The organism is Saccharococcus thermophilus (assembly GCF_011761475.1).
In the GTDB taxonomy this organism is placed as follows: Bacteria; Bacillota; Bacilli; order Bacillales; family Anoxybacillaceae; genus Saccharococcus; species Saccharococcus thermophilus.
This window is the reverse complement of the sequence record NZ_JAASRS010000001.1, coordinates 493,996-508,962: the sequence shown is the minus strand read 5'-3', so window position 1 is coordinate 508,962 and position 14,967 is coordinate 493,996. Positions and strand designations below refer to the sequence as shown.

The window sequence follows — 14,967 nt, the reverse complement described above, 5'->3', positions numbered from 1 at the left end:
AATAAGGGGATTCTCCCTTTCCACACAAGAGACTGAATATTCAGTCTCCTGTGTGGAGAAAATCAGTCCCCTATCAATTCAAATCCATTTCAGAGAAACCCTACCCCATTTACATTACACAAAATTCTTGACGGTACCATCTTGCCAGTAGGATCTACTTTATAAAAGTATTTTTGTAGGATAGTAATTATGTCTCTTCCCATCTTAACTAAATCTTGAGCAACTATATCTATATTATGCTCATTAAAATTATTAACTCACATTTCGCACCCTCTCGACGAAAATCGGGAGGATTTTTTCGTTCCGATGTCGAATGAATCCTTGACACACAAGGAACGTAAAGGAGTTTTTCACTTATGAACGTTCAAGTCAAAAAGGTCTATCGCAATTCTTATTTGAATATAATAAGTGCCCTATTCAAGAAACTGGGTCTGCCTCAATTGATTGACCATCTCGTGCCCGTCGATCCGCAGTGCCAAACGCGAGTCAGCGATGCCGTTCAGGCCATCCTCTACAATGTGTTTGACGGCCGGCAAGCCCTTGTTCACTTGGAACATTGGGCTCAGGAGGTCGATTGTGAGAAACTCATCCGTCCCGATCTCCATCCTTCCTGGTTGAACGACGATGCGTTGGCCCGTCATCTCGATCGCCTGTATGAGGCTGGCATTCACAACGTCATCAGCACTTGCTTGATTCATATTTATCGAAAAGAAGGCCTTTCCCTCCGAGCCTTCCACGCCGATACGACGGACAAGACCGTTTACGGCGCGTATGAATCGGCCTCGTTAGAGGCCTTACAAATCACACATGGCTACAACCGCCATCATCGTTGGCAAAAACAGATCGGTTTCGGACTGGTCGGCAACGAGGACGGCATCCCGTTTTACGGCGATGTGCACGATGGCAACCTGCCCGATAAAACATGGAATCCCGAGGTGCTGTCTCGTGTCCATGAACAGCTGAAGCAGGCCAAAATCGAAGACGAATGGATTTACGTGGCCGATTCCGCCGCGATGACGAAAGAGACCCTGGCGCAAACCAAAGCGGCCAACGCCTTTTTGATCACCAGAGGCCCTTCGTCGCTCCGGATCGTGAAAACCGCGCTGGCCGAAGCGGATGCTGAGGACACGACATGGAGCGATCCCTTTACGTTGGCGGAGAGAAACGGCGCCACGTACCGGGTATGGGAAACGGCCTCGACGTATGAAGGCCACCCCGTTCGGCTGATCGTTGTTGAATCGAGCGCGCTCGACCAGCGAAAAGGAAAGACGCTTGAAAAAGAACGAACCAAAGAAGCGGAGCTTCTTCGCGAGGAACAAGCCCGTTGGGAGCGTCACCCCTTCTCCTGCCGGGAAGATGCCGAACAAGCCTTGGCGTCCCTCAAGGCGTCCCTTCGCCCCCGGTTTCATCGGGTTGAGGCCGCGGTCGAAGAGATCGTACGCCTGAAAAAACGGCGCGGACGGCCGAAAAAAGGGGCGGAACCCGAGGTGGAGACGCTGTATTTCTTGCACCTTGACGTCGAATTCGACCAAGACGCGTGGGAACAGGCGAGACGGAAAGCGTCCCGGTTTGTCCTTGTCACGACCGTTCCGAAGGAATGGAAGGGCCAACCCATGGATGCCCAAGAGATCTTGAAGCTGTATAAAGGGCAGATCTCGGTGGAAATGAACTTCGCTTTTTTGAAAGATCCGTTTTTCACGGATGAGATTTACGTCAAAAAACCAGAACGGGTCGCAGTATTAGGCTATTTGTTTCTGTTGGCCTTGGCTATTTACCGCGTTTTTCAGCGCCGAGTGCGTCAGTTTATTACTCCAGAACACCCGTTGAAGGGTCCTGGAGGCCGCAAGCTGACCCGGCCGACGGGACAGGCGATTTTTCAGCTGTTTCAATATGTGAACGTCGTCCTGTTCAAGCTGCCGGATGGGCGCATCCAACGCTCACTGGATCGCTCCCTTACCCCTGATCAGCGAAGGATTCTGCAGGGATTGGGCATGGATGAGAGCATCTACGTGTAACGTGATACGGAACGACCAGCGATGGTAAAAAAAGGATTGCCATCGCTCGTTGTGTTGGTCAAAAAGTTATTCTGAAAAACTAAATAAAAAATCCTTTGTTTTGACCTTGTTAGGGTGCGAAATGTGAGTATTAACTAAATTTCTAACCGTCTCCTCATATTGATTCATATTTTTCACCCCTAAAACTATCAAAGAGGGACACACTCTGAGTGTGTGTCCCAAAATATCTTTAATAACTTGCCTAATTATAATCCATGCGCCGGCTTTCTTATAATTCTTGAGTTGCCTTTTTACATTGCTTCTTTTCCAAGAATCTTTTGGTTTTAATTCAACGTCTAAAATTTCTTTTCCGTCCGCCGTACCGACCGAAACGCTTTCCACTAAGCCACGGTCATCATACGTAAAGGTCGAACCGGCTCCGTTTCCTGTCGTGAAGGTGCGAACGTTTCCTCTCTCGTCATAATCAATGTTTTTTGTTTGGCTACATTTCTTTATTAGTTGTTATTCTTTCTCACTCTGAGATAATAAAAGCTCACAAACCTTAAAGTAGGTCGTGAGCTCTAAATAAAAATTTTTCATAAAAAGGCTTCATCAATATTCTGTGTTTCTGTCAAGATAGGTTTGAAAAATTCTATCTTTAAAGTACCCCCACGTTAACCAGACGACATGTTAGGAAAATAGATTGGATTTATATATCTAAAAAATTTCCAATTATACTTCGATTTAGTTTTCATACTCCCAAATAGCGTACCGACTAATAGCTAAAGCTGTTTCGTTCCAGGTTTTTCTTGAACAATGGGCAAGTATTTTTTTGAGACGATCCTCTACACTTTTTATATTAAAGTCTTTCATTATAAACAATCCCCTAGCTATCTCCAATCCTGACTTTTCCACCATATCCCCTAACCTTCTTGGACTTGTAACATAGATAGTAAATACTTCAGCAGAATCTGAGTCCCCCTTGATACCAATATCCGCTTCAATTTCTATCCAAAAATCATCAACCTCCTCTCCCCAGTCTTCATCCATTATCGTTAAACAAAATAATTCAGGAATTATCATTTATATAGCTCCCTCCATGCTAAAAATTCAGGTGTGCATTTCGTAACTTATATGTCTTTTTGTTGATAGGACTCTTATAAAATTCCTCATAATTCGCTTGATATATCCTGCTTGTTTTCTTATACTGCATTCTAAATACTTTAGATTTATCTTTACTTCTATATCCTATCCATTTACCATTTTTGTAAAGTGGCTTAGCCCCTGATCCAACCCATGCTTTCCCAGCCTTTTTGGCTAGTCTCTTACTTACTCTACCTACTTCTATAGTAGTGTTACCTTTTCCATGCTTAGCCGCCAATAAAATCCTCATAATCTTGGCTGTTTCTTTCGCTTTATAAATTCTATACGCTTTAAAAGCAGCACCACCAACAAGCCCTACACCTACCGCAATCGCCGCAGCCTTCCATCCACCTTTTTTAAATGCCTTATATCCATTATAAACCGCAACCCCTGCATTGATGGCCAGCCAGACCCAATGCCCATCTGGATCCACCAACATCACTGGATTGTTGTTCGCATACGCATACCCATTCTGCGTGAGGATATCGTCCGCATCCCCTAGGTCTGGATCCAAAGAAAGGAACACGCCATGCGTTGGATGATAGTATCGGGCAATTAAGTAATAGAGACCCGTTTCTTTGTCATATTGATATCCCGCATATCGGTATGGGTTTTCGTCCGCCAATGCGCCGGATTGGGAAAGAATGTTCCCCCACGCATCGTATTGGTAACGGGCCACGATGTTTCCTTGCGCATCCGTTAGGGCGATGACATCGCCATGGGCGTTATAGTGGTAAAAATACGTCGCTGCGCCTTTTTTCATGGCAAGGAGCTGGCCATTCGCTCCGTATATATAAGATTTTGCCACATTTCCACTTGCGTCCGTTTCATACAGGACGTTTAAGCTGTCGCCTTAGTAATGGTCATTCGTAATGACGCCATTCACATTCTTTTGGATGCGCCCGCTGTCTTCACTGTACAATAAAAAGAGGCTGACTCAAAAGGTCGTTAAACCGACCTTTTGGGGACAGCCTCTGTTTCTTTTCTTTACTATTTGGTTATTTATTCCTTTTTTGAAACGAGAATTTCTCCTTATTTCTGAATTTTATCCTGTTTTTTCTTTGTTGGATCGGTTGTGGCCGCCCACTTTCTCAAATTGTGAGCAACACAAATAAGCCCCCATTCCAAGGTAATTTTGGGAGCCCTCTTAACAAAAAGCGCTGAAATTGCTGGTTGTGCTTGATTTGCCCAAACACCGGCTCGTTTTCGATTTGTCGTTTTCGGTACGTCGCCGCCCCTTCTTCCGTGGACAGCCGTTTACGGATCTCTTGCCGTTGTTGTTGATTTCTCAAGGAAACGCGGATGGTTTTCGTGTCTTTGCCTTTGGCGCATGTCGCCTGAAACGGGCATCCGGCACAAGCCGTACAACGATACGTCCGTTTGACGGTAACGTACCCGTTGTCGGTCGTTTCCTTCCGTTCATACACAAACACCAACCGTTCCCCTTTGGCGCAAATCCACTCATCCAGCTCCTCATCATACGTCATGTTCTCGATTCGGCCGATCTCCTTCGCCCACGCTTTCGTTTGTTCCCGATCCAACGTGTTGTACTCGATCAGGGCGACTATCTCCTTTTTCTCACAGTACGTGTAGTTCTCCTCACTCCCATAGGCGGAATCCGCAATGGCTTGTTTAGGCATTGGACGCCCATAGGCGGCCAATTGCTCCAAATGCGGAATGAAACATCCGGCATCCCCTGCCCGTTGATGCACGCTAAATCCAGTGATGAATTGGTTCTCTGTCCCAATCTGCACATTGTACCCCGGTTTGAGCTGGCCGTTTTTCATATGGTCGTCCTTCATCCGCATAAACGTGGCATCCGGATCCGTTTTCGAAAAACTGTTCCGTTCGCCTAATCTTTTTTTGTATTCTTCATATTTTTTCTTACGGGGGAGAAGATCTTGTTCCAATTGCCGTTTGGCTTTCTTTAACGTACGATTCTTCGGCTCTTTCTTTAGGCGCTCTTCCACTTGTTCGATGACGGCTTCGATCCTTTCGGACGTGATCGGTGAAGCTTCCAGCTTTTCTTGAAAATCCCCCTCTTGTTCCGCCTCTTCATCTTCTTTCGTCACCTGTTCGATCGAGGCAACGATTTTCCGGAATTTCTCCTCCAGTTTCTGATCGTACTTTTCCGTTGATTTGCGCCAAACGAATGTATATCGGTTGGCATTGGCTTCGATTTTCGTTCCATCCAGAAAATAATCCTCTAACTTGACCAGCCCTTCTTGACGCAGAAGATCGACAATAGAGAAAAACGTTTCGTAAATGACGTCCTTCATCCGTTCCGACCGAAATCGGTTGATCGTGCGAAAATCCGGTGTTTGATGGCCGGATAGCCACATAAAGTAAATGTTTTCTTTCAACTGCTTGGCGATTTGGCGAGAGGAGTAGATCCGATTGGCGTAGGCATACAGGATGACTTTCAACATCATTTTCGGATGATAGGCTGGACGCCCTCCGCCAGGATAGAGGGAAACGAACAGAGCCGGATCCATTTTTTCCACTGCCAGATCCACAATCCGGCAAAGATGATGTTTGGGAATGAAAATTTCAAGATCCATTGGCAAAATGAGTTGATCTCGGTTATAATAAATGTACATAAGAAAACCGTCCTTTCTTTGGTAGGGTTGTGGTGACTCTATTATACCAAAAGAGGAACGGTTTTCTTCTTTTTTATCCAAAAAAGTGTCCCAAAAGCGAACGCTATGCGAACACTTTTGAGACATCCTCTTTTTGCGTATGCCTCTATTAAACATTTGTACTTCCAAAGTATGCAGAGCATCTTCAGAAACACTGTATACAGGCATTTTTATCATCATATGAGATATGAATGTTCGATATTTAAAAAATACCGGTAATTTGAATTTGAGATACAATGTCTTTTAATTTTTCTTCACCAATCAACGCATTATTTATAAAATCACTTACATTTGTATATTCTTGATGATTTAAATTATAGTACTTTGTAAGGCAAATGCCTACTTGAGTATTAGTTATTGAATAACGTTCACCCTTATAGATAAATTCTATATCATGTCCAATCTCTATAAGCTCTATTAATTTTTCTAAACTCATATTTTATCTTCCTACTTTCTTCTACCTTTATTCATTGGTTCTGCTTTCCCTCTTTTAGGTTTTTTCCCATCCCATTTCCATTTATGTCGATGTGGTCCCCAAGGATGATGTTTCGGATTTCCGTGATCGCTATAGTCCATGTCTTTTTTCGCTCTTCCCGCACTATCATAATATCTTCGTTGTATTACTTTTCCTTTCTCATCCCTTAAAGTTAAGCTTCCTTTTCTAGGGCCTGTTAGAGGTAAAGAACCTTTACTAGTCAAACTTTTTACTTTCTTTCCTAAATACCACGCTCCATAGGCCCCGACAACAGCAGCAGTACCAATTAACATTACTTGTCCAACACCAGGAACAAAATAAAGCCCTACAGCATACGCAAACTTCCCATCCGGATCCACCAACATCACCGGATTGTTGTTCGCATACGCATACCCATTCTGCGTGAGAATATCATCTGTATCCCCTGGATCTGGATCCATCGAAAGGAACACGCCATGCTCTGGATGATAGTACCGGGCAATTAAGTAATAGAGACCCGTTTCGTTGTCATATTGGTACCCTGCATATCGGTATGGGTTTTCGTCCGCTAAGTCGCCAGATTGGGAAAGAATATTTCCCCATGCATCGTATTGATAACGGGCAACGATATTTCCTTGCTCATCCGTCAGCGCGATGACATCTCCATGCGCGTTATAGTGGTAAAAGTATGTCGCATTGCCTTTTTTCATCGCAAGGAGCTGACCGTTTTCTCCATATATATACGATTTTACCACATTTCCACTCGCATCGGTTTCGTATAAGACGTTTAAACTGTCACCTTGATAATGGTAATTTGTCACGACGCCATTTACATTCTTTTGGATGCGTCGGCCGTCTTCATCATATTTGTATGTGACAAACGGCGTGCTTTCTCCTTTTCTCGTAATAGAAACCAATTGGTCCGCTTCGTTCCATTCGTATTGATATTTTCCATCTTCGAGACGGTTGCCGTTGGCATCATACGTGATCGTCTCGGTTCCAAAACGAATGAGCTGATTGGCGGCATTATAATCGGCATCGGTGGTCGTCGACTGCCCATCCTTGGTTTTCACGATTTGCTTCCGGTTTCCGAATCCGTCATAGGCATACTCGATTTTCGTGCCATCTGGAAGCTGCTCTTCCACTAATTGGTCTAGGGCATCGTAACGGTAGACGGTCGTTTCCCCCGTTGGGGATTCCACTTTCGTCCGGTTGCCGTTTTCATCGTAATGGTACGTTTCCGATAAAATTTCTTTTCCGTCCGCCGTACCGACCGAAATGCTTTCCACGAGGCCGCGGTCATCATAGGTAAAAGTCGAACCGGCTCCGTTTCCTGTCGTGAAGGTGCGAACGTTTCCTCTCTCGTCATAGTCAAAGCGATACGTATACGTTCCATCTTGGACGACCGTATTTTGATCCAAGGCATTGTATTGGTAATTGATCGTTTGGCTAAAGGACCCATGAGAGAACATGAACTGCTGCAATTTATCCGATGTGGTTGGGTACAGCCATTTTTGCAGCCCACCACGGTCTGACAGTTCCGTCAGCCGGTTTGCTTTATCAAATGTTCTTGTTTTGGTGGTGCCGTCTTTTAGATATTGAACAGAAAGTTCGTTCCCATTTTTATCATAACTAAATTCGTAATACGGGACGTTGTTGTAGGAAATGGTTTTTACTCTTTCCGTTCCGTCATACGTCCATTGAATCGTGTTTCCTTTCGGCAGAACCGTTTTGATTTTATTTCCGTTGGCATCATATTCATTCGTTGTCACATCATTCAGCGGACCGACAGTTTTAATGAGTTTTCCAGTCTTATCATAAGAATAACTAAACCCTTGTGACTGACCGCCACTAGTTTGAATGACTTTGGAAGTCATGTTGCCGTTCAAGTCATAATCATAGTTGACGGACGTTCCATTCGCCAATAGGAGCTGTTTTAAACGATTTGATGCGTCATACTTGTACTCTTTCTTATTTCCTTTCTTATCGTACTCGCTTAACAGGTTTCCTACGGCATCATAATTCTTTTTCGCCACATAGCCTTCTTCATCCACTTCTTCCGTGACATAATTTCCGCTTGCATCATACTTGTTTTTCGTCACCACGTTTCCTTCCATTAAACGGATTGCGTCAAACCATACCGTTCCCGTATAATTGCCGCTAAAGACAGCGGATACATCAATTTTATCGATTGGCTTGGAAGGCTGAATCGAAACGGCGGCACGGTTCCAATCTTGCTTGCCAGTAGGGAAACCGGCGGTATACGTTTGGGTAGTTCCATCCACAAAGTATACTTTAGCCGTAATGGAATAATCGCTTGCGCTCACTGTGCCATTGGCTTTTACATTTTCAGCTTTCGAAACCCCAGTAAGCGTAAGGTTAATTGGTGCATCACCAGATGTTTGGCCAACGATGATGGTCTGCTTATATTCACTAGCCGACTGCGTGGTACTTGTTCTCGATACTTTGAGAGAGTAAGCCCCATCAAACGATTCTGCATTATCTACGCTTCCGCCTGTTCCGCTCCAGTTCGTGACGGTTCCTTCAAAGCTGCTATTTAAAACCGGGTTGTAACTAGAAGAAACCTGCGCTTCTTCCAATTGAACATTATCAAACCAAGCTTCTCCTGAAGCATCTGAAGACTTATGATCGACTTCTAAATAGACGCGAATTTTAGCTGCGTTCGAAGGAGTGGTAAAAGTGACTTGTCGTTCTGTCCAAGGTCTTGTGCCTGTGAGTTGGCTATAACGATTATCCGCCCAAGAAATCGTTTGATTTTGACTATTCATGAATTGAACATTGAAAAAGGCATTGGCTTTGGTCAAATTCGTTTTGATCTTCCCACTTAACGTGTACGTGGTATTTGGTTTCACCGCGATTTCTTGGGTAGCCGCCACATAGCCAAGTTCCGTGCTAGGCGAAGTAGAGTCCGCAATGACTTTTAACGTTTTTCGTCCGGTCAATCCATTATATACATTCGTGTCTTCCTGTAATTGCCCAGTATCATAATGACTGAGCAGATTCCAAGCGGCGATTCCTTGTTCAAAGCCACTATTAGAGAGTAAATTCGTGGCACTGCCTAATGTATCACTTTCCTCAATAATGTTCCCATAGGAATCGTACTTCGATACAGAAGACGTCTTCCCAGATTGATCCGTTTCGGATACAGGATTTAAGCCATCGTAGGCAATCGTGGTGGTATCGCCTTCCGTATCTTTCATAAAGATAACATCATTATTTTGATTATACTGATACTCTTCTGTACCGTAACTATCCGTCGCTGTTTTCACATTTCCATTGGCGTCATACGTATACGATTCAGTAGGATTCGCTGCATTTTGATCATTCGGATCTCTGGATTCTACTAAATTATTTCCCTCATAAACGTAGCTTGTCGTAATTTTTAAGCCATCTACGTCCTCAATGATTTGAATAGGATTCGCTGCTTCATTAAAGGTATACTGAATTTTACGGCCATTCGGTTGCGTTACGACAAGTTGTCGTTTTGTTTGGTCATAGTTCATCGTATAGATGCGGTTTTCAGGATCAATCGCTTGGCTTAGCCTGTCGCCATTATAAATGAACTGATTAACGACCGGTTTTTCTTCCGTATGCGTCGGTTCAAATACTTTCTCTAACCGACCAAGTGCATTATATTGGTATCTCGTTACTTCCCCGCTCGATTGAGTCACTTTGGTTAATAAATCATTGTCATAATCATACTGGATTACTCGATTCATTGGGTCGGTAATTTTCTGGATTCTGCCGCTTGCGTTATACTCAATACTCAGTTTTCTGCCTGATGCATCGGTAATGGACACTAGCTTTCCGTTAGAATAACTATAGGTAGTTGCATTCCCATGTCCATCCACGATTTTCGTTAACTTGCCATCACTTTTTTGAAAGTGGATTTTCGTTTGATCTTTTGTCGTCAGTATATATTCATCGGCTGTTTCGCTTAACTCCAGGTAAACACCTGTCGGGGCTTTATACGTGCCATCGGATAATTTCGTGAATATATGGAGCGTGCCATCCTCATCCGTAAATCTTGCTTCATTTCCTTGGGCAACGATATTCATTTCCGCATCGCTATGCCATCCTTTTCCGAACAATCCAACCGATGTGGATAAACTATTGTAGGTTCTTGTGATTCCAAGCTCCGGGCCTCTTCCGGAAATCGAAACATCGTCTTCGTCTATAATCAGATTACCTGTAGCGGCATTCACGCTACCATAAGGAACATCAATAATGGACCAGTAATCTTCCTTTCCTAAATACTCATTCGCCTCAGGAATTTTCACCGTCAATGCATTGCTGGAAAATACCGTTTCCCCATCCGCATTGTATGCACTGAGTCGGAACCAATAACTGGTGCTTGTGGCGTAGTTTGTCCCCATTTTCGCATACATTGGGGAAGGATCTTTCGGGAGTTCCAATCCTTGTCCATCATGATGCAACGTTAAGGTACTAGAGTTCTCTTGTTGGATTTCCTCCGGAGTTGGCCAAATTCCTTTGTTTTGTGTGGTCCAATGATCCACGTCTCCTACATCAAATGCTTCATAGTAAAGTCCATTGAAAATCCATACTTTGTATCCTGTTGCACCAGGGATTTTCTCCCAGTCTAACATGACATAACCAGAGTTGCTTCCTAATTGGTTGCTGTAAGCAAACCCCGAAGGCGCTGGCGGCACTGGCAAATCCGGAATACTAGGCATATACGCATCCGAAAAGACGGTTTCCCCTTGAGAGTTATAGGCACTTACTCGAATCCAGTAGTTGGTAGCCGTTGCGTATTTTGTTCCTGCATTGGCATAGACCAGGGACGGGTCAACAGCTAATTCTGTGCCAAGACCATCGTTTAAATGCAACTTATATCTACCTGCATTAATTTCCGTGGATGTTGGCCAATACTTTTTGTTTTTCGTTGTCCAAGAAGTGACGTTCCCGACATCTAACGATTCATAGTAGGAACCGTTAAAAATCCAAATTTTATACCCCGTCGCTCCACTCACAGGATTCCATTTGAAATCGATATATCCTGTTCCATTTCCGGTTGTATAACTTACCCCCGTCGGAGCAGATGGTTTTGCCAAATTCGGAATGGTCGGCATATACGCGCCTGACATGGCGCTTTCGCCTTGAGGAAAAATCGCACTGACTCGGAACCAGTAGTTCTTGCTATTCGGATAGCTTCCGCCTGAATTTCGATAGACCGGGGAAGGATCGACAGCAAGCTCCGTCCCTAACTGATCTTGGTGCAGGTCATATCTTCCGGCACTAATTTCAGAAGGGGTCGGCCAGATTTTTTTCCCTTTTGTACTCCAAGAAGTGACATTTCCTACATCAAACGCTTCATACGATTTCCCGTTATAAATCCAAACCTTATAACCCGTAGCGCCAGGAACCGGATCCCATGATAAATTTATATATCCTGTGCCATCCCCATTACTGTAGGCCGTTCCTGTCGGTGTATTTGGAACTGGTATCGTATACGTGACAGACAAATATGGTTTATAATTACTGTTCGTGGAAGAGACAACTTTTTTCCAATACGTTTGTCCATTGCCATTCGTATGAAGTTTAAATCCGTAATTCGGTTTTGTACCAGATGCCCATTCTTTTACCGTATTCGTTACATCAAATTGCGCCCATTGGTCTCTTGCGACATCGACCTTGCCAATGTTGGTGGAGGAAGGTTGATTATTCCATGTTAACGTACTCGCTGACCATGGACCGTTGACAGCATCTAGCCATAACCCTGTTGGTGTCGTTGCATAGTACGAATGGGTGACATAGACATGGAATGTGGCACTCGTCACATTCATATTCCGGATGGCGGATAGATCCGGGTTTAAAAAACCGTAACATGTGCCGGTCGTTCCGTCGTAATAGCCCACTTTTAACACGTATTGCCCTTGCCCAGCATCCCATTTACTTGATGAAGAACTATAGTTCGTTGTCGGATAGGCACTCATGACAAATGCGTCGTTAGACACATTAATAGAAGTACTCGGGTCAATATAGACAGGGTATACACGTTTAGAATCTTTCAGCCATTCCGGATCGGCTTTAACCGTTAAAATATATCCTTGATCATCCTGTTGTAATTCATACGTTACATTCTCTGAGCGTTGCACTTCACCAGAGTGTTCATCGACATTCGAATCCACCATAAACGGCTTCGGCAGCTCAAAAACCTTTTCATTTTCTTTATTTGTAAATAAAATGGAGCCATCGTCTTGAATATCTGCATGTAAATCCGTTTTCAGACGAAATTTGAAAATATGATAGCCAGTAAAAGAATGAAGAACTAAATCCTCTTTCGTTGACTCGTTAAATGTAATATTTTGCAGGTCTATGCTCGGAAAAATGTTTTTATGGAGAATTTTGTTGTCTTTTTTCTTATAGGTGGCGGTAACATCCTTGGCCTTTATCGGTTGTACGTCATTACCCGATGCTTCTAAAATAGAGTAAGAAATCGAATATCCATTGTAACGGAAAGTGGCGTATTCTCCATCGACCATTTTTTTATTAAAGTTTGTCTCCAAAATGGTATTCTCTGTTTCAACGTAATTCGTATTATTGGTACTATCCGTTAGACTAGAAGATACTTCCTCAAATATTTTTTGTCCCTTTTTCTTCACATGAATAGGCTCAAAGTAAATCTTCTTGGTAAACGTGCCATCGCCGTTGTAGTAAACCTTTGTATTCTCGGTCCTTTCTTCTATGATTTCTCCTTTCTGCAGATTCATAGATGGTGCTTCCGGTACTTCTAATGAGCGTTGATTCTTTTCCTCATGGTTCGTCCCCTGAGAAGGAAACGTTCCCGCAAGTCCTTCGAGAGGAACACTAGAGAAAACTAGTAAACAAACCAAAATCCAGACAAACCACTTTTTCCAACAAGCTTGTTTCATATAATCCCCCTTTTTTCTTGATTCAAAAAAATTTTATGGGATGGGGGGAGTGTAAACAACATATTTTGACAAATAAATTTTGATAATTTTCGACAATAACCAACCAAATTTTACCTTATTAGCAAATTATATAACTGCCTAACCGCACATCAACAATCGGATGTAAAGCAGATTTCACACTATTGATGCAGACTTTTTCACTATCACAGCCACTGTTAAGAAAAACGAAGCGTCCTTTCCCCGCTAACATCGGGGAAAGGACGCGGTTTGGTAACTCTTTTTTCATGGCTCTTTTCTAAAAAATTGTTGCTATTGGCCACAAAAGAAATAGAGAGAAATAACATAATAAAAAGGGAGAAATTAACGTAATGATAGGGATTGTAATTTGACTTGCAGGATTGTATTTATATTTTATGGTTCATCACCAAATTTTGTGATTTAGTGACAAAAAAGAGAAAGCACTGACGAGATCCTGGCAATAATGTTAGCGGTGAAATAAACATTAAGGAGGTCTCGTAAGTGCTTTCTATACCACTAGGATTGCCAGAATTTAAAGTTATTAAACAAGAACTTCTTTCCTATGGTTATGCGATTCATGTAGAGAAAACAGAGACACAGGAACGTTGCCCTCATTGTGGGTTTGCCACTTCCTCTGTCCACGACAGACGGACAAGAAAAGTACGGGATTTGGCGATTTTCCATCAACCGGTGTACTTGTTCGTAAAGGTAAAGCGCTATCGGTGCTGGAATTGTTCCCAAGTGTTTTCCGCCTCTTTGGAATCGATTCCACCCAATCAACACTACACCAATCGATTTTGTGAGTACTTGTATGAACTTTGTGAAGGCTCCACCATTCAAGAGGTTAGCCGAAAGCACCGCATCCCATATACGACATTGGAACGCATCTATTACTCCATCGCATCGAAAAAAGCAAAAGAGCGCCAAGCAGCAAAGGGGGCATCTTTTCAGGAAGGGATGGTGCTTAGCTTAGATGAAATCGCGGTAAAAAAGGGACATCAGTATGAAACCGTATTGATGGATGCCAAAGCCGGATCGGTCATGGGAATGCATGCCGATCGCCAATGTGACTCCGCCATCAACTTGTTGAGCCAAAATGTCCTGTCGAAAGAAATGGTCCAAACGGTGATTCTTGACATGTGGGAACCTTATCATAAGGCGGTTCGTGCCCTGTTTCCATCTGCTTCGATTGTCATCGATAAGTACCATGTGGTTCAAAAAGTGACACAAGCCTTGGATCAAGCAAGAAAGGAATTTTCTCCATTGAAAAAGGCTCGATATCTTCTCTTAAAAGGATGTGAAAAGCTTCGTAAGGACCAACGGCTTCGATTAGACGATATCTTGGAGGAGTATCCGGCACTTTCCATTGCTTATTATCTGAAAGAGTTGTTTCGGGATTTTTACCGAACCGATGGATATAACGAAGCAAAGGAACGCTTGGAAGAATGGATTAAGTTAGCCAAACAGAGCCCTTTTGCTTCTTTTCAGGAAGCAGCCAACACGCTTGAAAGGTGGAAGGAGCCTATTCTTTCCTACTTTTTGTGCCCATATACAAATGCCCGGATCGAGGGGACGAATCACAAGATCAAAAACATCAAACGCCGGGCATATGGCTATCGAAATCTAGAACGGTTTCGTTTGCGTGTATTTCTGGAGTGTACAGGGAACACTACAGGTAGTCAGGCTGCTTAAGCGCTCCCTTCTTCCGCTATCGGTATGATAGTTGGTAGAATGGAACCCGTCAAGGAAAGCACTTGACTGTTTCCATTCTACCAACTTCGTGGTCTGTATGCGGAAGAAGGATA

General features: G+C 43.4%; 6 protein-coding genes and 2 pseudogenes. 2 read left to right on the top strand and 6 right to left on the bottom strand.

The features are described 5' to 3' along the window. The first annotated feature begins 356 nt into the window (after window positions 1-356). Window positions 357-2,015, top strand: a complete 1,659-nt coding sequence (locus tag BDD39_RS02710) for an IS1634 family transposase (RefSeq protein WP_015863777.1) — start codon at window positions 357-359, stop codon at window positions 2,013-2,015. 66 nt (window positions 2,016-2,081) lie between these two features. On the opposite strand, the gene BDD39_RS16720 is transcribed toward BDD39_RS02710, so the two are convergent. The 6 genes and pseudogenes from BDD39_RS16720 to BDD39_RS02680 all read right to left on the bottom strand — a co-directional run bounded on the left by BDD39_RS16720 (window position 2,082) and on the right by BDD39_RS02680 (window position 13,144). After that, window positions 2,082-2,396: a hypothetical protein gene (locus BDD39_RS16720; RefSeq protein ID WP_243845976.1), complete on the bottom strand. Its 315-nt coding sequence runs from the start codon at window positions 2,394-2,396 to the stop codon at window positions 2,082-2,084. 342 nt (window positions 2,397-2,738) lie between these two features. Then, the gene (locus BDD39_RS02700; protein WP_166907892.1) at window positions 2,739-3,077 is read right to left on the bottom strand and encodes an Imm8 family immunity protein; all 339 of its coding nucleotides are present in this window, start codon (window positions 3,075-3,077) and stop codon (window positions 2,739-2,741) included. Window positions 3,078-3,096: 19 nt separating this feature from the next. Next, window positions 3,097-4,056 (bottom strand): annotated as a pseudogene (locus tag BDD39_RS16650) (RHS repeat domain-containing protein); the annotation flags it as partial. Window positions 4,057-4,169: 113 nt separating this feature from the next. Further along, window positions 4,170-5,737 (bottom strand): annotated as a pseudogene (locus BDD39_RS02690) (IS1182 family transposase). Between the two features lie 241 nt (window positions 5,738-5,978). Then, window positions 5,979-6,212 carry a hypothetical protein gene (locus BDD39_RS02685; RefSeq protein ID WP_033843279.1) on the bottom strand — a complete coding sequence of 78 codons (234 nt, stop codon included), beginning with the start codon at window positions 6,210-6,212 and terminating at the stop codon, window positions 5,979-5,981. 11 nt (window positions 6,213-6,223) lie between these two features. Beyond that, window positions 6,224-13,144 (bottom strand): DNRLRE domain-containing protein, encoded by a 6,921-nt coding sequence (locus BDD39_RS02680; protein WP_243845975.1) that lies wholly within the window; start codon window positions 13,142-13,144, stop codon window positions 6,224-6,226. A gap of 519 nt (window positions 13,145-13,663) precedes the next feature. Between BDD39_RS02680 and BDD39_RS02675 the strand changes: the two genes are divergently transcribed. After that, the gene (locus BDD39_RS02675; protein ID WP_166907890.1) at window positions 13,664-14,854 is read left to right on the top strand and encodes an ISL3 family transposase; all 1,191 of its coding nucleotides are present in this window, start codon (window positions 13,664-13,666) and stop codon (window positions 14,852-14,854) included. Window positions 14,855-14,967: the final 113 nt, after the last annotated feature.